24 protein-coding genes, 1 other RNA gene and 1 pseudogene are annotated in these 22863 nt (G+C 39.5%); 2 read left to right on the forward strand and 24 right to left on the reverse strand.

The features are described 5' to 3' along the window. Positions 1-6: 6 nt before the first annotated feature. From BkAM31D_RS18630 to BkAM31D_RS18685, 14 genes are all read right to left on the reverse strand, one after another. Complete coding sequence (locus BkAM31D_RS18630; protein WP_066156662.1) at positions 7-921, reverse strand: type II secretion system F family protein; 915 nt, start codon at positions 919-921, stop codon at positions 7-9. After that, positions 918-2300: a TadA family conjugal transfer-associated ATPase gene (locus tag BkAM31D_RS18635; protein WP_066156665.1), complete on the reverse strand. Its 1383-nt coding sequence runs from the start codon at positions 2298-2300 to the stop codon at positions 918-920. Before BkAM31D_RS18635 ends, BkAM31D_RS18630 begins: the two co-directional genes overlap by 4 nt. Further along, complete coding sequence (locus tag BkAM31D_RS18640; RefSeq protein ID WP_066156667.1) at positions 2297-3565, reverse strand: CpaE/TadZ family protein; 1269 nt, start codon at positions 3563-3565, stop codon at positions 2297-2299. The genes BkAM31D_RS18635 and BkAM31D_RS18640 overlap by 4 nt, the downstream gene beginning before the upstream one ends. 18 nt (positions 3566-3583) lie before the next feature. Further along, complete coding sequence (gene cpaB / locus BkAM31D_RS18645) at positions 3584-4291, reverse strand: Flp pilus assembly protein CpaB (RefSeq protein ID WP_066156673.1); 708 nt, start codon at positions 4289-4291, stop codon at positions 3584-3586. A gap of 29 nt (positions 4292-4320) precedes the next feature. After that, positions 4321-5067: a YciC family protein gene (locus tag BkAM31D_RS18650; RefSeq protein WP_066156676.1), complete on the reverse strand. Its 747-nt coding sequence runs from the start codon at positions 5065-5067 to the stop codon at positions 4321-4323. Then, entirely contained in the window at positions 5060-5707 is a 648-nt protein-coding gene (locus tag BkAM31D_RS18655) for a hypothetical protein (protein ID WP_066156678.1), read from the reverse strand. The genes BkAM31D_RS18650 and BkAM31D_RS18655 overlap by 8 nt, the downstream gene beginning before the upstream one ends. After that, positions 5704-6060, reverse strand: a complete 357-nt coding sequence (locus BkAM31D_RS18660; protein WP_066156680.1) for a DUF192 domain-containing protein — start codon at positions 6058-6060, stop codon at positions 5704-5706. The genes BkAM31D_RS18655 and BkAM31D_RS18660 overlap by 4 nt, the downstream gene beginning before the upstream one ends. Positions 6061-6604: 544 nt before the next feature. Continuing rightward, positions 6605-7480, reverse strand: coding sequence for a VanZ family protein (locus BkAM31D_RS18665; protein WP_066156682.1), 876 nt, complete (start codon positions 7478-7480; stop codon positions 6605-6607). A 134-nt stretch (positions 7481-7614) separates the two neighbouring features. Continuing rightward, complete coding sequence (locus BkAM31D_RS18670) at positions 7615-8016, reverse strand: hypothetical protein (protein WP_066156686.1); 402 nt, start codon at positions 8014-8016, stop codon at positions 7615-7617. Then, positions 8009-8719, reverse strand: coding sequence for an MMPL family transporter (locus tag BkAM31D_RS24505; RefSeq protein WP_257391591.1), 711 nt, complete (start codon positions 8717-8719; stop codon positions 8009-8011). The genes BkAM31D_RS18670 and BkAM31D_RS24505 overlap by 8 nt, the downstream gene beginning before the upstream one ends. Before the next feature lie 41 nt (positions 8720-8760). Beyond that, complete coding sequence (locus BkAM31D_RS18675) at positions 8761-10221, reverse strand: MMPL family transporter (protein ID WP_257391592.1); 1461 nt, start codon at positions 10219-10221, stop codon at positions 8761-8763. A 157-nt stretch (positions 10222-10378) separates the two neighbouring features. Next, on the reverse strand, positions 10379-11797 hold the full coding sequence (locus tag BkAM31D_RS18680; RefSeq protein WP_066156692.1) for a HAMP domain-containing sensor histidine kinase: 1419 nt from the start codon (positions 11795-11797) through the stop codon (positions 10379-10381). Then, a complete protein-coding gene (locus BkAM31D_RS24510; protein ID WP_257391593.1) occupies positions 11775-12023 on the reverse strand; it encodes a winged helix-turn-helix domain-containing protein in 249 nt (82 codons plus the stop codon). The genes BkAM31D_RS18680 and BkAM31D_RS24510 overlap by 23 nt, the downstream gene beginning before the upstream one ends. Continuing rightward, positions 12007-12471, reverse strand: a complete 465-nt coding sequence (locus BkAM31D_RS18685; protein WP_257391594.1) for a response regulator transcription factor — start codon at positions 12469-12471, stop codon at positions 12007-12009. The genes BkAM31D_RS24510 and BkAM31D_RS18685 overlap by 17 nt, the downstream gene beginning before the upstream one ends. A 252-nt stretch (positions 12472-12723) precedes the next feature. On the opposite strand from BkAM31D_RS18685, the gene BkAM31D_RS18690 reads away from it, so the two are divergent. Next, positions 12724-13137, forward strand: a complete 414-nt coding sequence (locus BkAM31D_RS18690; RefSeq protein ID WP_066156698.1) for an LAGLIDADG family homing endonuclease — start codon at positions 12724-12726, stop codon at positions 13135-13137. Between the two features lie 340 nt (positions 13138-13477). Here the strand turns inward: BkAM31D_RS18690 and ssrA are convergent. From ssrA to secG, 6 genes and pseudogenes are all read right to left on the reverse strand, one after another. Further along, positions 13478-13814: a transfer-messenger RNA gene (ssrA, locus tag BkAM31D_RS18695) on the reverse strand. A 171-nt stretch (positions 13815-13985) separates the two neighbouring features. Beyond that, a complete protein-coding gene (smpB, locus tag BkAM31D_RS18700) occupies positions 13986-14459 on the reverse strand; it encodes an SsrA-binding protein SmpB (protein ID WP_066156701.1) in 474 nt (157 codons plus the stop codon). Positions 14460-14657: 198 nt separating this feature from the next. Then, positions 14658-17048 carry a ribonuclease R gene (rnr, locus tag BkAM31D_RS18710; protein WP_066156706.1) on the reverse strand — a complete coding sequence of 797 codons (2391 nt, stop codon included), beginning with the start codon at positions 17046-17048 and terminating at the stop codon, positions 14658-14660. Positions 17049-17096: 48 nt separating this feature from the next. Continuing rightward, positions 17097-17843: an alpha/beta hydrolase gene (locus BkAM31D_RS18715; protein WP_066156708.1), complete on the reverse strand. Its 747-nt coding sequence runs from the start codon at positions 17841-17843 to the stop codon at positions 17097-17099. Next, a complete protein-coding gene (locus BkAM31D_RS18720) occupies positions 17824-18543 on the reverse strand; it encodes an alpha/beta hydrolase (RefSeq protein ID WP_066156710.1) in 720 nt (239 codons plus the stop codon). The genes BkAM31D_RS18715 and BkAM31D_RS18720 overlap by 20 nt, the downstream gene beginning before the upstream one ends. 189 nt (positions 18544-18732) lie before the next feature. Beyond that, positions 18733-18962 (reverse strand): annotated as a pseudogene (gene secG, locus BkAM31D_RS18725) (preprotein translocase subunit SecG). 163 nt (positions 18963-19125) lie between these two features. Between secG and BkAM31D_RS18730 the strand changes: the two are divergent. Further along, positions 19126-19308 (forward strand): H-type small acid-soluble spore protein, encoded by a 183-nt coding sequence (locus BkAM31D_RS18730; RefSeq protein ID WP_066156718.1) that lies wholly within the window; start codon positions 19126-19128, stop codon positions 19306-19308. Positions 19309-19431: 123 nt separating this feature from the next. Here BkAM31D_RS18730 and BkAM31D_RS18735 read toward each other — a convergent pair whose 3' ends face one another. The 4 genes from BkAM31D_RS18735 to BkAM31D_RS18750 form a co-directional block, all read right to left on the reverse strand. Further along, positions 19432-19812, reverse strand: a complete 381-nt coding sequence (locus tag BkAM31D_RS18735; protein WP_066156721.1) for a hypothetical protein — start codon at positions 19810-19812, stop codon at positions 19432-19434. Between the two features lie 100 nt (positions 19813-19912). Then, on the reverse strand, positions 19913-20653 hold the full coding sequence (locus tag BkAM31D_RS18740) for a MerR family transcriptional regulator (RefSeq protein WP_085449822.1): 741 nt from the start codon (positions 20651-20653) through the stop codon (positions 19913-19915). Positions 20654-20839: 186 nt separating this feature from the next. Beyond that, positions 20840-21535, reverse strand: coding sequence for an NAD(P)H:quinone oxidoreductase (gene wrbA, locus BkAM31D_RS18745; RefSeq protein ID WP_066156727.1), 696 nt, complete (start codon positions 21533-21535; stop codon positions 20840-20842). A 4-nt stretch (positions 21536-21539) separates the two neighbouring features. Next, positions 21540-22853: an amidohydrolase family protein gene (locus BkAM31D_RS18750; protein ID WP_169801130.1), complete on the reverse strand. Its 1314-nt coding sequence runs from the start codon at positions 22851-22853 to the stop codon at positions 21540-21542. Between the last annotated feature and the right edge of the window lie 10 nt (positions 22854-22863).

The following is a 22863-nucleotide window of genomic DNA, read 5'->3' on the forward strand; positions in this document are numbered from 1 at the left end:
TATCACCTAAATATCAATATTCGTTACCTTTTTGCCAATTACATAATTAGCGACAAGCATGACCGCTGCCAAAAATAATAGAAAATTCCCAAACCACGTTTCATACATCGGTTGCATATATTCAGGATTTGCTACCATAATTAACAGAACTAACACAATCGGAAAAACAGTTAATACGCTAGCTTCTAAACGCTTTTGAGAAGTGGCTACTTGTATTTCTTGTTGGATCGAGATCTTTTCTGCAATTCGCTCAGCGGTGTTTTGAATCACGTGTGTCAAGTTTCCACCTTTTGAACGTGTGACAAGCATTGCATCGACAAATTGAGTAACATCTTCTAGTTGCATTGCTTCTTTAAATTGCACAAGCGACTGATCAACAGACATACCAAATTCGATGTCATGGTTAATACGCTCAATCTCCTCAAGCATCGGTTTCTCACGATGTGTAATCAACTCCTTACGTAAATCTTCTTCACAACGTTTTAACGCAATTTGTAATGAAGATCCTGCCCGTAAAGAGTTTGATATCGAGTACATCCCGTCTTTAAATTGAACAAGAAACAAAGCTTTTCTTTTGTGTGCCAATCTCTTTCTGCGAAAAGCTGGAAAGAAGACGACTAAACTAGCAAACAGCAACGAAAAGAAAAAGCTACGGAAAAACAAAAGCCCGAATGCAAATAGCAAGACGGCGACAAAGGCGGATAAGTATAAATCAGAAGCTTGTGTCTTTGTGCTTAGACGCCTTGTTCTAGCTGTCTCAACCTTGCTTTCGCGAATCACACCTTTTCGCGCCCATTGCCTTGAGATCCCTTGTTTCATTGGTAATCTCTTTTTAAGAAGGAGAAAGAGGAGATCGACAAAAGCAAGCAGAAAAACCGTTATAAAAAACATGAAACCAATTAACAACTCAAAGGAACTCATGACCATTCCTCCACCAATGCATCCGATAACACACATTCACCATATCCAGCCGCTTCCCATTTCCCTGTTTGCATGAGATCTTCTCCCGTTGATTCAAGCTGACCGACTAAACAACTGTTTGTACTTAGATGTGGATCCATCTTCCATTTAAATAGATCAACACAATCAATTTCACCATTGACCATCTCACGCACTTCCGTAATTTGAAGTACTTTCCGCGAACCGTCTCTCATTCTTCCTAACTGCACAATAATTTCAACCGCAGAAGAGATTTGTCTGCGAATTGCTGAGATCGGAAGTTCAAGTCCTGACATTAAAACCATCGTTTCAAGCCTTGATAACATATCAGCTGCAGAATTGGCATGACCGGTCGTTAACGAACCATCATGACCTGTATTCATTGCCTGAAGCATGTCTAACGCCTCACCGCCGCGCACCTCCCCAACGACAATCCGGTCAGGCCGCATCCGAAGCGCCGTTTTCACCAAATCTCTCATTGTGATTTCTCCTTTTTTCTCGATATTAGGAGGTCTTGTTTCAAGACGAACTAAGTTCACAATTTGATTAAGCTTTAGTTCAGCGGAATCTTCTACGGTAATAATCCGTTCTCTCGGTGGAATATACATGCTGAGTGCATTTAAGAATGTCGTCTTCCCAGAACCAGTCCCTCCAGAAATGACGATGTTGTATTTCGCATTGACAAGGCGGTGCAAGAGGCTCGCAACACGTTGATCAATGGCCCCAAATTCAATTAATTGTTCCATTGTATAAGGGTTATCAGGGAATTTACGAATGGTGACAATTGGCCCTTCAAGCGAAACTGGACGAATCACAATATTGACACGAGAACCATCTGGTAGTCTCGCATCTACAATCGGATCACTTTCATCAATTTTCCGATTGATTGGAGCAACGATTTTTTCAATTAAATTCAAAAGCTCCGTTTCATTTTGAAACGCTAACGGGTTTCCATCTTCATCTAACGCTAAGGCTAACTGCCCACGTTGTTCGATAAAGATCTGATGAATACCATTGATCATAATCTCCGTAATGCTTTCGTCTTTGACAAGTGGATCAATAATTCCGTATCCGATCATTTGCTGTCTTATTTCTTCAGCTAAGATTTGCCGTTCTTTATTCGTTAAAAGCAAATCTCGAAATTCTTTCTCCGACTCTTTTTCAAGATAATGCCAAATTGCCGTTTGAAGAGCCTTTGCTTCGAGCAAGAGTTTTTTATTCTTGCTATTTTCTTTTAGAAGATGTTCTCTTACTCTTTTTTTGAGCTCTTCCATTCGATTTTCTAAGTAGTCATTACGATACGTATTCTCTTCTTCCTCATTAACGTGAAGCTTTTTCTTGATCGCTTCTTCAATGCTCATCGTTGGTCACCTCCACGAGCTAACCAACGTTTCCGTTTCTTTATTCCTAATTCTTTCTCAGTGAAAACCGGTTCAATTAGATGAGCAATCTGCTTATAGGATCGGTTAATTTTCAAGTTTTGCTTCTCAGCTAGTAAAATACCTCGATTTGTATAACCTTGTATTTGTTCATATTTATCAGGGATTACCGCTGCCACTTTCATCGATAAAATCGACTCGAGTTCATTGACAGGAAAGCCTAATGAATCGTTGTAATGGTTCACAACAAGATAGCGATTTTGCAATGGACGATTTAACGTTTCTACTAAATCAATCGTTGATAACAGTGACCAGCTTGCAGCTATATCTGTCGTACTGACGTAAATGATGTCTGTTGCTGAACTAATGAGTGAGATGTTTTTTTCTGTTAGATCAGAGGACGTGTCGAATAAAATCACGTCATAGTCTAACCGTTGAATGGCCGCTACAAGATCATCTGTTTTCTCCAAATCTAAACTTGTCATTTTCATCGGAGTTGCAGCAGCTAACACATCAAGCCGACTTCCTTGTACTTGCATAGTGTGAATCCCATCTTCTAAATACTTTTGAAGTTCTTCATCCGTCTTCATTGGCTGTTCAAGGACACCAATTGCTTCAGACATTCCTCTGACATTTCGAGGCAAGTTCACCATCACTTGAATATTTCCAAATGTCGCAAAGTCAACTAATAACACGCGCTTATCCTTTTTAGCTAATTGACACGCTACATTTACAGCGATCGTTGACTTGCCTACCCCGCCTTTTGCTGAGTAGATAAGGACGCTTCTTCCTTTTTCCTGCTTTCTTATCGTTGGATGAGTATTCGTATAAAGGCGTAACTTCTTCTTCGCATCAAAAGTCAACATTCGCTCGGTCAAAACCCGCATCGGAGTATGGATATACATCAATTCAGCAAACGGTTCTTGCAGAACAATCGTTGATTTGAACAAATCTAAACGATCCGTCATAATAATTACTTTTGATAGATTCGTAGAAGATAGCTCTGCCTGCTCTTTTTCGATATTTATAAATTGCTGGAGCTGAATAAAAGCAATATCAACAGATTCTTTGCTGGCATATTCTATTATTTCATTAATTGATTGAAATCCTTTTTCTACTTTTACAAATGGATAATGACTTCCACAATAGTCTTTTAGGCTTTTTGTAAATTCATCGGCTTCACCACAAACAAGAATTCGTATCTCATCCTGCTTTTCACTCTCTTTCACTATCACTTCTGTGGTCATTCTATTAATCTCCTTACTCTATTGACTCATTATCACTCGGTTAACCTCTTCACGTTCTCCGTTCCAAGGATTTAAGATAAGATCTATCTCTCCTAATCGTTTCGCGTGCGTTAGGGCAACAGCATCTTGTGGGGAGACAAGTAATGTTACATGCTGTACAACATTTTCTTTCTCTAAATCATTAACAGTAAATTTCTCTAACTCAAAGACTTCCACTTGTTGAAGAATCATTTCAGAATAGGGAATTCCTTCTAAAGTTTGACCCGTAAAAATCACGTCTACCCAATCTTCCTTCTTGAGGATATTGTTGACAGCAGAATCTGGCTTCAGTGCAACAGTTACTAATCGTTTATCCATTGGAACGAATGCAGTCAAATCAACTTGTCCATTTGACTGTAAGTAAAGCTGCTGTGCCTCTGGAAAAATTACAAGCTCTTCATCCAATTTCATTACGTCTCCAGCTTGAATATCCTTTAGCGTGATCGCACCAACTAACTCGGCTTCCGACATAATCCGATTGCCTGCTAGCATTCCAGCGGCATTCGCTTCCACTGTAATTTCTTTCATGTGGTGTTCCTCAATCGTTTGTCTTGCGGGAATATCCTCAGCTGCGACGATAACGGTAACCGTATCTTGAAGTTGATTTAAAAATTGATAAGTAAAAAAAGCGACCATCGACGCACTAAACATGATTAATATGATTCGTAAGCTGATTTTGCCAACCATTCTAATCCTCCTGTTAATTCGAACAAAGGCTATGCTTTGAGCCTTTGTTTTGCTTCATACGTAAAAACTTCATAATCAAATGCTTCTCTTTCAGATCTTCGTTCTAAATAAAGCAGATTTAACACAGCTGCTTGAAATGGAATCAATGAAATATGTACAAAACTTGAAATAAATGCTGTGACATAAAAAGAACTACTTTCGATTAAAAAAGCAATCATGATCGCCGTAATAGCTTGAACAGCTAAAAACAGACAATAAACACCAGCAACAACGAAAAACGAGCCTCTTACGATTCGTACACTACGCTTTAAAGCTTTGAAAACTTGCTTTTTTTCTTCAAGTGCCATCACTTGAGGGAAAAACAAAAAATAAATAAATAGAATAATACCAGGAAGAATAAAGAGCATTGAGCCTAGGGTTGATAACACAAAGATCAAAGTCCCTCCGATAATCAATGAAGGAATAAGCTTGTTGAAAGCTCTGCGAACCAGTTTTCGTTGGTCCTTCTTTGAGTGCTCATCTGTAACCATCATAAAATACATTAGATAAGCTGTAGCAGCCAGTGAAAACGAGATAGAAGCAAAACTCATAAAAACAGTTGATAATTGCGATCCTTCCATAAAAAGACTGCTAACAAAATGCAACAGAAAAAAATAGACCAAAACCATAACATAGAAGAAGATCGAAAGTTTTTTTAAAAGCGAAACACCGAGTTTCAATCCACTATTTAACAGATCATTTAATGATTGCGGCATCACATGTTCTTCCTTAATCACGTCGTTCACCTCCAATCTTTTTCATTTTTCCTTTTTGATACATAAAATAATAAGCAAACGCCTCGAAAGGAACTAAAAGCGAGGCCGCCGTAACCTGTGCCAGCATTTCATCAATAAATGGTACGTAAACGAAACATGTCGCCAGTAAGATGTATAATAAATAAAAGAAAAACGTTAGACTTGCCAGACGGAACCAGACTGTTTTCACGATAGAGGCACTTTCTCTCAATGCTTGTCCGTTTGATTTCCCATCTTTTATCACAACAAAAGGATAAAAAGCAAAAACAATCATCAGAATAACGCCAGGTATTAGAAAAAAGAAAAAGCCAATCGAGACAAATAGAGCGTACAGCATAGACGTTGTTAGAAGTACGGTTATATACATTCCACTAATGAATACACCGTTCATCTTCTGATAAAGCATAATTGTGAGTCCGTATAAACTAGTTGAAATCATTAAGTAGAAAAGAGAGGAAACAAACAATCCAACACGATTATTTATGAAGGTAATTTCAGTCAGTAAGCTTGTACTGATTATATGTACATATGAAATTAAGAACATAACAAAAACAGCCAATAAGCTACAAATAGCATAATAGCTAATCTTCTTAAATGGCCTTTGGTCGACAAAGGTCGTCATCGTTCCATCTCCTCTTTCACCCATTCGATATAATCGCCTATTCGAATCACATCGTTTGAAAATTTTCCCGCTTCAGCTTCCACGACATAGAGTGCTTCAGCTACTTTAGGCGACACCCTCCATGGGGAAAGATTGACTATTTTATAGACGACTTGATGATGGTCGTTTACAAACAAAACATCGATCGGCATCCTCATAAACCAAGTATGAATTTGATTACATGGTTGAATAATCATTGCCCTATTCGGGAAGTTCTTTTTGCCCATTAAACCAATGAATCTTGAGAACGATGTCTGTGCTTCTATTACATTTTGAGCAATTCTTTTGTCTGTTACAGATCGATTAATAAGCAAGTTTCACACCTTATTTCAAACTAAAATCGTTTCAAGCAAAAATGAACATACTTATATTTACATGAATTCATGATTAAAACAATTGTCCCCAAAATACAGCAGGGTCAATAGTACCGACCAATTTTTACTAATTACTCTTTAATATGTTCTATTAATATGACAAACTAGATAAAAACAGGAGGAAAGTCTCTTTGTATTTTCTTGTAAAAAAGTAGAAGTTTTTGACGTTTTTTTGCTTATAAACGGTATTACACGAAGCTTTGACAAGCATCCCTGAATCGAGAGATTAATAAATTGGAAAAAATTAGAATGTGTGCATCTTCCTTTTTTTACGCCAAATTTCGACACTTTCTATAAAAAGGAATTAACCCCTATAGGTCAAAAGTATAAAAACATCGAGATTTGTAGTACTTTCTAATCAAATTGCATGTTCGTAAGCGAAAAAGGTCTTAGACAAACAAAAAAAGCATGAGTCCGGTTCCATACCGAATTCATGCCTACTAAACTGCACTATGGGAATAGATTTCCCCTTCTGGTGGACGTGTTAGCCTACGTATCTGCGGTTCACACGCTCAACCTTTCTGCGTTTGTTCTTTTTTGTCTTGAAAAATAACACAAAGGCTAAGGTCACACCTGTTAGTCCACCAGAGAAATCTAAAAGCACATCTTCTACTAATGGAGAACGATTTGGTGTGAATGCTTGGTGGACTTCATCAGATATCGCATACATTAAGACAAATATAAGTGATCCGATGTAACTAGTAGCTCGTCTAAAACCACACGCGATTAAAGCACGGTACATAAGAAAGCCAAGTACGAAAAAGAGACTAAAATGAGCTGCCTTTCTTAATAAAAATTCAATGAATCCTTCTAGCCCTGATCGCTCAACACTTACTATATTTCCTGCGTACGTAAATTCGATTCCTGATACGACCTCACGTACTCTTTCTCCCATTAGACGTTCTTTTAAAAAGAGCAATCCTTCCTCAAGCCTAAAAGCAAAAAGGATCCCTGTGAACATTAGAGTTGTGGAAACAACGAATAGAACTGTCATTACCGCTAAGACTTTAAAGAAGCGTTTATAGCCTTTCTTCCGTATATAATAAAACGATAACAGTGAAACAAATCCAACGCAGATTACCATTAAAACAAGCGCTAGCCCAACTAGCCATTTCCATTTTTCAACGATAATGGTGAGCGTCTGTTTAAACCCATTTTCTTCAACATATAGTCGATGCTGAACATGTTCTAACCTCAATTGCTGATACATCTCTTTTATCTTATCTATATCTGTAACCTGACTTAAGTAAGGCCTAATATCTTGCTGTTCATAAGGTTGCGAAGAAGCAGTGAAAATCACCGCCGCCACAAAAAAGACGGGCAACCAATAAAGAACAATGAGTTTCGTCCATTTTTTCATACATGACTCCTTTGCTCGCTTTCTGCGAATCAATGAACCTAGTTTATCACACTGCCCGTATTCATATACTCACATTTTAAACCAAAAAACCGCTACGACCTAAAGTAGTCATAGCGATTCTCATATAAAATCCTTTATTCTTTATCGGTAATTTTTGGTCCAAACACAAAGGTCATCACAGCAAAAAGCATAAAGCTCGCCATTAAAATGCTTCCACCGACAATATAAAAAATCAGACTAAACGTTTCAGGCGCCCATGCTGGCTGGAAGTAATGCATCCACATTCCAAACGTAAGACCAAAACTTCCGATTAAGGCTGTCCACACATGATAGTTTGCTAGTCTTGAAGTTTTCGGAATGGAGAAAAGGGCGTAAAACGCTGCAAATGCAAATAAAGAAAGCCAACCTACAAGCAAAATATGAGCATGGATGGCACGGAATAAATACGAGCCAGCTCCCGCCATATGAGATCCGATAAAAATACCTATTACGGCATAAATTGCTGAAAAGCGAAGCAAGATTTTTGTTCTATTCATTTTCTGACACCTCATTTTTTTGAAGACTAATTTTCTTTTGCGGCCACCAATTCCATTGTTTTAGAAGGGTTACAATTGCTGGTACGAGCATTCCCCGAATAACAAACGCATCTAGGAGAATACCAATTGAGACGATAAAGCCGAACATAAATAATTCTAAGATTGGTTGTGTCATTAATACACCAAACGTAGCTGCTAGGATTAGACCAGCTGATGAAATTACGCCACCCGTTAATGCCACTCCACGATAGACCGCTTCCTTAATGGCAAAGGTCCGGTTCTCCTCACGAATTCGTGAAATAAGCATGATGTTATAGTCGACACCAAGAGCCACGAGGAACACAAACGCGTATAGAGGAATTAGATAGCTCATCCCGTCGTACCCAAATACGTTTTCAAAGAAGAACCAACTTAGGCCAAGTGCTGAAGCGTACGAGAGCAAGATCGTTGCCATCATGTAAATCGGTGCGATTAAGGAACGAGTATGGAAAATCAACATCGCAAAAATAACGAGCGTTACGAACAGAACAACTAATGTCGTATCTCGATTACTAACAGCCCGGATATCAGCTGAATTAGCTGTTTCACCACTGAAGTAAAGTTGATACTCATCCGAGTTTAACCCACTACTTGAAAGCAGTTTTTCTTTTGACTCAATTAAGTGATCAACAAGATCCAAAGCTGCTTGATCATAAGGATTCATTGAAAGGATCATATCATACTTGATTGCTTGTCCCGATTCATTTATAACCGAAGCTCCATGTCCCCATCGACTCTTAATTCCTCAACTTCTGGCATTGTCGTCGAGTTAACTCCTTCTAGATCAATGAGCTGACGATTGAGTTGATCTAACACCGTTAATTCTTCTTCTGAAAAAGTAAAACCTGTTTCTTTCTCGATTAAAATTGTCACAGGGGCTAATTCCCCAGCCGGAAACGCTTCTTCTAATTGCTCAAATCCAATTCGAGACTTCATATCCTCTGGGAATGATTGAATGATGTTAAACGAATACTGAGCGTTTGTTAGATTCAAAGCATTCACGAGTAAGAAGACGATAACTAGACCACCTGCAAGCAAAGGCTTTTTGGTTACAAATCTGCCTATTGCACTCCAAAAACGATTCTTTTCGATTGTTTTCTCGCCGACTTTAGGAATAAACGGCCAAAACGAACGACGGCCAACCAACGTAAACAAGGCTGGGATTAACGTCAGACCTGCTACTAAGACGATTGCAATCGTGATCGCAAACACCGGAGCAAAATTTTGATAAGGTCCATATTTCGCTAGTAACAATACTAACATGGCTGCAAAAACCGTTCCACCACTAAAAAAGATCGGTTCAGCTACTTCTTTAACAGCTTCTTCCATCGCTTCGTGTTTATTGTCACGTTTTCGTAATTCTTCTCTAAACCTAGAGAAAACAAATAAACTATAATCAGTTGTTGCACCAAATAATAGAATCATAACAATCGAAAGCGATTGTGCTTCAATTTCGAATACACCATTTGCAGCAAAGATTCCTAAAACTCGATCAACCACTTGATAGACTAAAGCCACAGCAACGAGTGGAATAACCGCAAGCAATGGTGACCGATATATCACAATTAACAAAAGAAGTACTAATACAATCGTCGAAAACAACAACACTAAATCCGCGTTGGAAAAAATCGCAATCGTATCTGATGCAATTCCAGCAGGACCTGTAATCATCAAAGTCCCACTTTCTAATACCGTTTCACTAAAGTCCTCAATGTCCACAACAGTCTCATTTACATCAGACATTTCAAGGCTGTCAAACAGCAAGACTGGTAAGACTAGCGTTGATTGATCTTCAGAGCGGAATTGTTCTTTTACAGGCACAGGAAAATGATGAAACGGTACCGTAGACTCAATCGTCTCTAAAGCAAATTCTTCTTCAATCCATTGGCTGACTTGATCAATTTCAGCGAAATTTTCCTCACTCCAACCATTTTCATTATGAAACACTAACAGCGCAAGAAATCCAGTGTCTTCCGGAAAATACTCATTTACCTTTTCACTGGCAATGACAGACTGGGCTTCTTTCGGCAAGTCGTTTTCACCTGTATTAACCTTGTAGTCATTTGCTGGTGGCGCAGCACTTAGTGCCCCCGCAACGGCCACCCATACAAGCAAGATCAACCAGACCCACTTTCGATTTGAAACAAATGTAGCTATGTTTTTCATTTTTATCCTCTTCCTTCATTTTTCATTCTCTAGCTTGCAAACAAAATAGTACTACCTCAATATGAACATAAGATGAACAAGTAAGGTGGCGTCTCAAAAGGTTTATTTTACCTTTCTAGACGCCACCTCTGATTCGGACTTTTGAGCCAGCCCCATATTATTGTCGTGACATCGGTAGTGTAAATGTAAACACAGATCCTTCTCCAAGTGTACTTTTTACATCGATCGTTGTTTCATGTAAGTCAATAATCGTTTTAACGATCGCTAGACCAATGCCTGTGCCGACCTTTTTCGTTCTCGCTTGATCTGATTTAAAAAACCGTTCCCAAATTAACGGAAGTTCTTCAGGTTTAATGCCTTCACCGCAATCTTCAATGCTAATCATGAGGTTCTGATCTACTTGCTTCAATCGTACGATTACCTTACTAGCAGGATGTGAAAAGTGAATAGCATTCTCTATTAAATTCATCATCACTTGCTCAATCCGGTTCGCATCAGCAAAGACACTTACATCATTTTCTGGTGAAAGTAACTCCACCTCCACATTATGTTTGATCACTTGCGGCTCCAACTTGGCAATAAGTAACCTTATTTGCTCACTTATATTATAAGTCGAACGTTTTAGCGTAATATGTCCAGACTCAAGTTGCGACATTTCAAGTAAATCATTTACGAGCTTAATCAAGCGCTCGGTCTCACTTTTCATAATCGTATAATAATGTGGCTTTCGCTCATTGGGAATCGTCCCATCTAATAAGGCAACTAAGAAACCTTTAATGGACGTAAGCGGTGAGCGCAAATCATGTGAGACGCTTGAGATAAAGTCTCTGCGCATTTGTTCAAGGCCCTCAAGTTCTTTTGCCATATAATTAAACGTTTGACCAAGTTGTCCAATTTCATCTTTTGAAGTCACAGACACTTTTTGTGAAAACTCTCCTTTAGCAAGTTGCAAAGCAACACGATTCATATCTCGAAGCGGTGCTGTAATTTTACGTGAAATCACAAAAAGAATAAGGGCGGAGCACGAAATCGTAATCGAAAACGTGAAAAAAATCATAAAAAGCACTTGCTTATATTGATGATCAAGTTCATAGAAAAACATCACCATTGCATATTCCTTTTCGTGTTCAAGACTTAGATGAATCGGTTTTGAAATGGCGTAAACAAAATGACGGTCGATTCTCGATCCTTCAGCAAATTGTTCTCCTTTTAGAACCGACTGTATTATCCCCTCGTCTAACGTCACTTCTGGAACTTCTGGCTTTTCAGGTTCTAACAATAACTGTCCGCTTTCATCATAAATGAAAATACTGCTTTTCTCTTGCGTTAAACTCAAACGTAAAGCAGAGAGGAAAAGCTCATTTTCCCATTCGGATTCCTCAGCAAGCCTCAGTTGTTCTTGGAGTTGTTCCTGATAATGCGAAAATGTTTCATCATAGTCGTCATACAGATTTAGATGAAACAGATAAAGAAAAATTGAACTAAACAAAAAGAAGGACAGGAACAAGATGAGAAGATAAGTTAGAAATAACTTTATAAATATCCCATTCCCATTATCTGTTAGGACATTCTTCAAATTTATACCCCACCCCTCTAATCGTTTTCAAAGACCATTTAAGAGAATCAGTATTTAGCTTTTCACGAATTCTTTTCACATGAACATCAATCGTCCTGGAATCTCCATCAAAATCATAGCCCCAAATATGATCTAACAGCTGCTGCCTTGTAAACACTTGATTTCGATTAGAAGCAAAGAAGTACAACAATTCAAGTTCCTTTGGGGCATCACGACTTCCTCCCATCAAGATATACTTTGTATTGTTTCATATCAATCGTGAGTGAGTTCAATTCAATTTTCTCCTTTGTAGCGTCTAAAAGATTCGCACGACGCATAACTGCCTTCATTCTCGCGATTAATTCATTCGGATCAAAAGGCTTAACGACATAATCATCAGCGCCTAGTTCTAAGCCGCGAATTTTATCGTAACTTTCTCCTTTCCCCGTTAACATAATGATAGGAACGAGAGGATTATCCCTTCTAATTTCCTTGCAAATCTCCCAGCCACTTACCTCAGGCAGCATAATATCAAGAATGACAAAGTCAGGATCTTCCTCATAATACGCTTCCATTCCTTTCTCTCCTTGATAACGAGTTATAAATTGATATCCTTCTTTTTCTACATAGAGCTGAACGAGCTCACAAATATTTGGGTCATCTTCAACCATTAGGACCTTTAGCGCCTTTTTCATACAAGCGTCCCCCTACTCTATTACCGCAAAAGCTGATCGCTTTCTTTATTGTTTGTTTAGTTATAGCATAGATATGTGAATGGAATGTGAATAAAGGGTGAGATATTGGAAAAAGACTGTGCTTAAATGTATCCACTGAAGATGAAGCTTTATAATCAGTGGTAGGAAACCTTACAAAATATGTATCTTAATAGAATAAATCAGTTAAACTCCAACTTATACACTGAATCTATTTCAAAAGGAGCAGAAGGAATGTTATCAATCTCTGAAGCAGCTTATTTAGCCGGTATAATTGATGGAGAAGGAACTATCACTTTAACAAAAATGAATAAAACAGGAAACCGCAGACCTATTATTTCAATTGCTAGTACAGATAAAGAATTGCTGGATTACATTCAAAATTTAATAGGAGGGTACATAACTACAAAGAAAAATTACAAGCCCGGCACACATAAAGATTCATATGTATTAACAATTAAAAAGAAACAAGCTGTTTTCTTTTTGCTAGAGGCAACCCTACCTTTCCTTAGAATTACGCCGAAAAAAGAACGTGCCGAGTTAATACTACAATTTTATGATAAAATCACTCCTCGGAATGGAAAATACTCCTCTTTTGCATATGAACGCAAAAAGAAATTCGAAGAAAATTTTCTTTCGATCACTTAATAACAAACAACCGCATGACCTATGCGGTCATGCGGTTGACGGTATGGTTTTGGTGGAGACGGTGGGACATGTAATTCCAAGCTTTCGCATTGGCACTGACTATATCTTGAACTTAATTAACTATTAAGTCCCTTGGCGTGTTATGAAGCACATAAATTTGTGTATGACTAAATGCTCCATCCTAGTACTACCATACAGGCAGCCTATGAGTCGATACACGGCTGTTGGATTACTCCACATACCGCTCGATATTACCTTATCATCCTTATCGGATGACGTAGGCTTCATCGATAAAGCCAAGTTATCACTCATGTGTCACCACATGAGGCGACTATTTCCATAATCGAACCCACGTCCAGAAATAACGACACTTACGCTTCTACGAGCGTAGTCACTGTATTAGCATTTCGCCAACACTTCGGCCCAATGACAGGCTTCCATGAGGCTAGTCTGATTATTCTCTTCCTTCACCCTCAGACGGAGGGTAACCGGCGTAGCCCACTAAGAGTGAGTCCCAGATCCTACCACATGGGCGATGGAGGGTGGAACCGCAGAGTGCTATTAAGCTGCTACTGCGAAGTTGTTGTTTTCTTTGCCAGTTAATGGCTTTGGCGTTTTAACGAGGCCGACCCCCTCGACTCGCCACGTAAGCACGACCTATCCCTGTCGAATCCAAAACGTCCCCCAGTTAAAAGCTAGCTAGGAGGCTTCCCTCTTTGCTAAGCGGCTTACTAAACATAGTTGCACAGAACTTAAGATGATGTCTCTCTCGCTCTGTGCTTTTATTATAGCATACTCATTTTTGAATACAACTGGTAATTCTCTACCAGAAGTACCAATCCAGACATTTAGCCCTTCATACGATCTTTCATTGCACGTTCAACTTCACGCTTTGCATCTTTACGTTTCAAAGTTTCACGCTTATCATAATTCTTCTTTCCTTTTGCAAGCCCAATTAAAACTTTCGCAAACCCATTTTTTATATACACTTTTAATGGAACGAGTGAATATCCTTTTTGCTGTGTCTGCCCTATTAATTCGTTAATTTGCTTTTTATGGAGAAGAAGCTTTCTTGCACGTGTTGGTTCATGGTTATAACGATTACCTTGCTCGTACTCACTAATGTGTGCGTTATGAAGATAAACTTCTCCATTGACGATACGCGCAAACGAATCTTTTAAGTTCATGCGACCCGCACGCATTGATTTGATTTCCGTACCTTTTAACACGATTCCTGCTTCATACGTTTCTTCAATAAAATAATCATGTGTGGCTCTCTTATTTTGAGCGACCACGTTACGATCTTTGTCTTTTACCGCCATTTGCTACACCCTTTTGCTTCATGACATTTCTTTTATGATAGCAAATTTGAAAGAATGCCGTCAATTTGATCTTGCTTTTCTTCTATAAAGAATAAAAACGTAAGAAGGCACAGAAAAAGGAAAGCCACTGAAAAAGTAAATGTTTGACTTTTTTCAGCGGCTTCTTTCAGGGTTCCTGATTTTCCTATCTGAGCTGAATTACTTCCGACGCTTTTTCCCTTTTTTTCGCTTAACACTCGGAGCATTCTCATAAAACTTCTTCTTTTTACGTCCACCTGATTTCTCAGCTTTGGCTCCAGCAGCGCCTTCTTTCCCTCTGCCTTTAGCTCCGTCCTTGCCTCGGCCCTTTCCACCATTACGGCCTTTAGCGCCAGTTCCATTACGTCCGCCACCTCGGCTTTCACGCTTCCCGCCAACAATCACTTTTGGACGATCTCGTGCTTCGCGGCGTTCTCGCGGCTTCATACCAACGACTTCAAAGTCAATCGAAGCTTCATCGACATTAACATTTGTCACTTTCACTTCAATTTCATCACCAATTCTAAATGTCTTCCCTGTTCGCTCACCGATCATCGCATAATGCTTTTCATCATAATGATAGTAATCATCGGTTAAATAACTAACATGAACAAGTCCTTCGATTGTGTTTTCAAGTTCAACGAACATTCCAAAATTGGTTACACCGCTAATCATACCTGTAAATGTTTCGCCAATTTTATCTTCCATATACTGAGCTTTTTTCACACTATCGGTATCGCGCTCCGCTTCAACCGCACGTCTTTCCATTTCAGAAGCATGACGTGTCAGCTCTGGTAGAATTGCATTCATTCGTTCCTGTGTTGCTTCATCAACATTGCCTTTTACGATATATTCACGGATCAACCTATGAACAAGCAAGTCAGGATAACGTCTGATTGGTGAAGTAAAATGAGTATAATATTCAGTTGATAAGCCAAAGTGACCAAGACTATTTGTATCGTATTTTGCTTGCTGCATCGAGCGAAGCATTACAGTACTAATAACTGTTTCTTCTGGCTCTCCTTTTATTTCTTCAAGCAGTTTTTGCAACGCACGCGGATGTACTGTGTTCGCATTTCCTCGCACGACATAACCGAAGTTTGTAATAAACTCAAGGAATTTTCCTAGTTTCTCCGCATCTGGATCTTCATGAATGCGGTACACAAACGGAAGCTTAAGCCAGTGGAAATGTTCTGCTACCGTTTCATTGGCAGCTAACATAAATTCCTCAATTAATTTCTCTGCAACAGAACGTGTGCGAAGAACGACATCGGTTGGCTTTCCTTCCTCATCAACCAATACCTTTGCTTCTTTGAAGTCAAAATCAATCGCTCCACGGTCAAAACGCTTTTTACGAAGAATGGCCGCTAATTGTTCCATTTCTTCAAAAAACGGCACAAGCGCTTCGTAGCGACTTCGCGTCTCTTCATCTTGATCAACTAAGATTTTATTTACATCGGCATAGGTCATACGCTCTGTCGTTTTAATGACACTTTCGAAAATCTCATGACCAACAACTTGCCCGTTTGTATCGATTTCCATTTCACATGTGAGCGTTAGGCGATCAACTTGTGGATTTAAGCTACAAATCCCATTAGAAAGACGATGTGGAATCATTGGGATGACTCGGTCTACCAAATAAACACTTGTCGCACGATCAGCTGCTTCCTTGTCTATAGGTGATCCCTCTTTGACATAATGACTGACATCAGCAATGGAAACACCTAGCAAATAGTTGCCATTGTCAAGACGTCTAACATGTACAGCGTCATCCAAATCTTTCGCATCTGCACCATCAATGGTTACTATCGTTTCATCGCGTAAGTCTCGTCGGCCCTTTGTATCATCTGGATCAATCGTCTCTGGAACTGAGTTCGCATGGTTAATTACCTCTTCTGGGAACTCAGTCGGAATACCATGCTTATAGATAATTGAAAGAATATCCATACCTGGATCGTTTTTATGACCAAGTACTTTAATTACTTGTCCTTCCGCACTCATGCGTCCTTCCGGGTACTTGATGATTTTGACAACAACTTTATGACCATCAATCGCTCCTCCGGCGTTATCCTTTGGAATGAATATGTCATTGGCAATTCGCTTATCATCCGCAACGACAAATCCATACGAACCTTGATCCGAATAGGTTCCGACAACCTCTGACGTTCCCCGTTCTAGTATTCGAATGACTTGTCCCTCAGGTCTTGTACCTGATGACTTTTGATTTAAACGAACTAGTACGGTATCGCCATTCATGGCACTGTTTAAATCGCCACTCGTTACATAGACATCATCCATGCCCTCTACTTCAGGAAGGATGAATGCAAATCCTTTAGCATGACCTTGAACTCGCCCACGTACAAGGTTCATTTTTTCTGGAATGCCATAGCGATCCGTTCTTGTTCGAACAATTAACCCTCTATTCTCCAGTTCATTTAATGATTTCACTAATTCTTTAAACTCGTCGCTTCCTTGAATGTTAAACGCTTCTTCAATCTCTGTAATAGAAAGAGGCTTTTCCGCCGTTTCGCGAAAGTGACTTAATAATTGTTGTATTTGTTCTTCGTTCAATTGATAAACTCCTTTCGTTCAAACAGCTTCTCTCTATGAGATGTTTGGCTAAACTGACCAATCGAGTTTTTCCAAAAACTGATAGACATCTTCATGAAGCTGTTCTTTCTCTTTTCCTAATGTAATGACATGTGTTGAATTTTCATACCATTTTAATGATTTCTCTTCGGCTTCAACTGTGTCATGAATGATGTTGGCACTGTCGATATCAATCATTTCATCATGACGGGCTTGTACAACAAATGTTGGCGAGTAAATATAATCAAGATTTTCTTTTACATCCTCTATCAGTTGTTGTAATGCTTTTAATGTTCCCATTGGTGTCTCTTTAAAAGCATTCATCTCTTGTTCAATTTGCTCTTCCGGCTTTTGTTCTAGCTTTTTATACCCTTTTGCATAAGCAAGAACCCCTTCATAAATTGCTGATTCTGTCTTAGGCCTCATTGGGGCACACATTGGCACAATTCCCTTTATAGGTAGAGTGTACCCGATTTTTAGTGAGAATACCCCTCCTAAGGACAAGCCGCATACCGCTATCTCTTCATATCCTTCATCTTTTAAATACTGATACCCAGAAATGACATCGTCCCACCAATCTTCAGGTCCCGTATGTACTAATTCTTCAGGAGGTACGCCATGTCCTTTATATAATGGAGCATGGCAAGTATAACCTTGTTTCTGCAAATAACGACCAAGCATCCTTACATCTGCCGTCGTTCCGGTAAAACCGTGCAAAAGCAAAACGGCTCGTTTCCCTCCTTCAAACGTAAATGGCTTAGGAGCAACTACTTTCATCTACATCGTCTTCCTCTCTACATAAAAATGATTCGACTTTTTCAATTAATAACTCTCTCTCAAAACCATGACAAATAAGGTGTTTTGACTTTGGTAAGAAGGCTAATGCCTTTTTATTTGAACCAATGTTCTGATATAAATACAGCGCACTCTTTTTCGGGACAATGCCATCTAACTCACCTTGTAAGATAAGCGTTGGAACCTTTACCCGATTTACATATGGTTTAATCTTTTTCACGACCTGCATAAATTGCATAACGGCTGACATCGGTGTTTCAACGACTTTTTTGTGATAGTGCTTGAAATGTTCATCATGATCCAGCTCTCCTTTTAAACGAAGACGTACGATATCCTTCAATTCTTGGATGAGCTGTTGGGGATTCACATAATAAGCCGCGGCACTTAACAGCACTAATTTTTCTACAGGGTATTTTGCAGCGATATAAGACGCTAACATACCTCCCATCGAAAACCCAACCACATACACTTTATCACACCGCTTTAGTAGTTCCCTGATTGCTACTTCTGCGACTAACACCCATTCCTGATACGTCACTTCTTTTAAATTGCCTGTAGGTCCGTGACCCGGTAGTGTCGGCGTATACACAAGCCATTTCTTTTCATTTAAAAAATAGGTTGAGATCGGCTCCACTTCCCATGGCTCTCCCGTAAATCCATGCAAACAAAGACAACCAATCATCTCACTCACCTTTTTCTTCTTGATTTTGAAATTAGTTGATTCGTAAGGAACGTTAATTTATTTTATTATTTCCCGTTCATAAGAGTGTCAAAACAAGCTTCTTATTAAGCGTACTCTTGTTGCTTACGGCAAGCAAGGGATCAGACTTTGCCTATGCACAAAAAAACAGCAGGCTATTGCCTACCGCTTTTAGATTAAATATGCAACTGCAATGGTTAGAACAAAAAATAGTACAGCTAAAACTATGGTTGCTTTTCCTAAAACGGCATCAATACCACGAGCCTTCTGCTTCCCCATTAGCTGCTCTGCCCACCAGAAATAGCACCTGAAAGTCCAGCACTACGACCAGATTGTAATAATACAACTGCAATTAAACTGATTGATACGATCACAAGTAAAACCGTTGCTACTCCAAGCATGAATTACACCTCCAAGCACAGTTTGCGCTAGTATTACTGTACCACAGAAAGGCTACAAGGCTCAAGACATTTCCCAAACACTCTCTTGTTCAACTCGTTTTGTAGCATAAATATTTCTTTTCCCCAAATACTAAGACTATAACTTATAAAAGGAGTGAAACATATGGATGCAAATCGAGTCAAACAAATCCTTTCCTCTTCTGCTGATATCGATGTCACATACAATGGAACGTCGGTATGGATTGACCAGTTAAACGAAGATGGCAAGACAGCTACGGTTCATTTAAGAGGCCCGTTAGAAGAGCGAACACAAGTAGACATTTCTGAGCTAAACGAAGAAGTGTAGACTACATATTGGATTTGAAAGTGACTCAGAAGCTTGAGTCACTTGTTTTTATGTAAAATCAGGCAGTTTCTATCACTTTAAACATCTAGGGACGTTTCAAATGTTTGAAACGCCCCTTTTTCATTATTGTAGATTTTGCTCAGAAGCCATTGCTTCGTATACTTGCTTTTGAGCTTGGAACACTTCTTCTCTTTCTTGGACAACTTGGTGTTTCTTTTGAATCACATCTTGCTGCGTCTGTCGCAGCTGTTGTTGTTTGCTCGTCACCTGCTGATGCATTTGCTCAAGATCAAGTTTCTGTTGCTGCACTTGCTGCTGCGCTTGTTGAAGTTGTTGCTGTGCTTGCTGCAGCTCTTGATTTTCCATTTGAAGCTTCTGCTGTGCTTGTTGCAACGCAGATTGCGCTTGCTGTAACTGCTCGGGTGATCCACTTGTCTGCGCTTCAATTAAAGCCGCGTTGGCTTCTTCTAACAAAAGTTGAGCAGGATTCGTATCTGGATTCATGATAAGATACCTCCAATTCCTTTGATTGAGTTTACGTGCCCAATCATATCGTGCGCATTAAACACTTTTCTATCCTGTGCAATCACTGGCAGAACGGTTTTTACAAACCCTCCTTCTCATCAGCAAAATAAGCCATCGCTTCGCTCATAAACTGAGCTAATCCTTCACCATATTGGTCAATATTTTTCGTGAAACGCTCATCAACGATATACATTTGACCAAGTCCTTTAAAGGCCTCTTTTGAATACGTACCAAAATGTGTATTTAAACACTCAAACCATTCTTTAATGGCTGCTTGTGACTGTTCTGATTGAGGCGAAATATGTCTCAATGAAGCAAGCTGAGAATAAATGTCTCGTACTTTCTGCTCAGTCTCTTTTGACATTCCTGCCACTTTCTTTTTAGATTGCTCAATAGCTTCATCTCCCCAGCGCTCGCGGGCCTCTTTTTCATAGCGGTTGTCACTAAAGTCAAATCCATCAATTTTTTCAGTATCTGTCATCTCTACTTCTCCTTTCAAATGTTTCATCGATTTCTCTACATTTTGAATCAACGCGTCTAGCTGATTACGCTTTTGAATTAATTTTGTCCGATGTTGTTCTAACGCTTGCTGTTTGTCAAATGAAGAGCTGTGGATGATTTGCTTAATGTCTTTCAAAGAAAAATCCAACTCCCGATAAAACAAAATTTGTTGCAACATCTCCAAGTCTTCCTGCAAGTAAAGACGATATCCCGTATCAGTTTGTTGCAATGGTGACAACAGGCCTATTTCATCATAGTAATGGAGGGTTCGAATACTGATCCCAACCAAGTCAGCAACTTCCTTTACTTTCCAAGCCATCTCCTCCCTGCCTCCTTTCTATTTTCACTGTAAGCCATCACGTAACGTTAGAGTCAACGGGAAATATTGAAATAATGGAATCCCTTCACTATCAATAAAAAAAGACTTAAATAAACGTTTGTTTAACACAATTAAACAAACGTTTATTTAATGAAAGGCTAAAGGGTGTCTAGGACACCCTTTACGCTACTTATCAAACGGTTTGGCAACCGTAAAGGCCTTTGCAATTCGAGCGACACGCTCTCCTAATCGAGATGCCATTGTTAATTCTTCTTCAACAGGGATCCTTGAACCATCTGGTCCTGCTAATGTAGAGACTCCATAAGGGGAGCAGCCAATCGCTTGATCAGTTAAATACTCTGGGTTCTCTGTATATGGGAGCCCAACAAACAGCATTCCGAGATGAAGAAGCGGAACTAATGATGAAAGAAGTGTCGCCTCATGTCCTCCGTGTATGGAGCCCGCACTTGTGAACAATGCTGTTGGCTTCCCTTCTAAATCACCCGTCGTACAAAATTGACCGGCTTGATCAAGAAAAGATTTCACTTGCGCTGGCATTGAACCTAAATACGTCGGAAATCCCCAGATGATACCGTCTGCTAATCGCAAATCCTCCATCGCCGCGATCGGAATACTCGCTTGTTCTTCCTGTACGCGGTCATAATCTTCCACTCGTTTCGTTAATTTAAAATGTTGACCAAGTCCTTCCTCTTTTTGATTGCTTCGCTGGTTGACGACACGAATAGATGGATCGTTGAATTCTGGGATTCGAACAAGTTTATAACGAACACCCTCAACCCGTTCGACTCCCTTTGCGATTGCTTCACTTAATGTCGCTATATGTCCAAATGCACTGTAATACACAATAACAACCTCCGTCATGTCATCACCCTCTTCCTAATTGAATGGAACCATTCACTTCATAATGCCTACTCGTCGTCGTTGAAACGAGCCAACGCCCTCCTCCAAAAACAGCTCGTGTTTGTGGAAGTTCTGCAAATAACCTTTCTACCGACGTAGCATCGATAATGACAAAATCGGCTTGTTGCCCGGTTGCAATACCCTTTTCTTGTTTTCCTGTAAGCTTAGCTGGTATATCTGTAATCATCTTTAAAAGTGTCGGTATATCCTCTTTTCCGCCCAAATGAGCGGTATAACCTGTTAATTGAGCAATTTGCAACAAATCTCCCCGTCCAAATGGATGGAACGGGTCACATACATTATCAGATGCTGTAGCAATCGGAACACCAGCCTCTAGTAACTCACGGACTCTTGTAATTCCTCTGCGAATGATACCGGTATCCCCTCTTCCTTGTAAATATAAGTTTGCTGCCGGAAGTGTGATGGCTCCTAAATGCGCTTTTTTCATTTCCTCAATGACCATTTTCGCCTTTTGCTCCTCCATTGCTGCTAATGAACAAAGATGATCTACAACTACTTTCCCTTGATAGTGAAATTGCTTCGTTTTTTCGGCTATGTACAACACTGTATCAACAGCTGGATCATCGCTCTCATCTGTATGAAGATCGAGCGGCAAGTTGTGTTGTTTTGCATAAGAGAAAATCTCATCGATACACTCTAATGGCTTTTCACTAATGTGAGGAGCACCCCCAACGCCATCGATATCCATTTTTAACATTTTTTCAATTTTCGTTCGATCAAGATCAGTATAAGGATAATAGGGCAGCATCGGATAGACCTGAATCGTCATGACAGAAGCTAGCTCTCGCTTTAATTCTAGGGCCATTCTGATTCCACGAAAGGTCGTTTCTTCCTGGACTCTCGTATTAAAGTCAATATGAGTCCGTATCGTAGTCGTTCCATGAGCTAAGGCTCCTAAAGCCGTTTTTCTCATCCGCTCTTTCACTTGTTCATCCGTAAACGATTCGGATGCTTTCGTATAACTCTCTATCGCTTCTAGCAAAGTGCCACTTTTGTTTTCAGCAACAAAAAGGGTATGCGACTTATCTAGATGCATATGAGCATCGACCATTCCTGGTAAAAGGATCCGTCCTTCCCCGTCCCAGACAATATCATTTGTCGTCATTAATTCTTCTTGCAAATAAGAAAACGCGCGCTCCCCCTTTACCTTTGATGGATGAGGAACTAACTCGACAACAGAACCATCTTTAATCGAAATAGTGTAAAATAGTTCTTTATCCAACGTTGGAATCTTAACATTGACGATTTTCATATTCATTTCTCTTCCT

Source organism: Halalkalibacter krulwichiae, from assembly GCF_002109385.1.
Lineage (GTDB): Bacteria > Bacillota > Bacilli > Bacillales > Bacillaceae_D > Halalkalibacter > Halalkalibacter krulwichiae.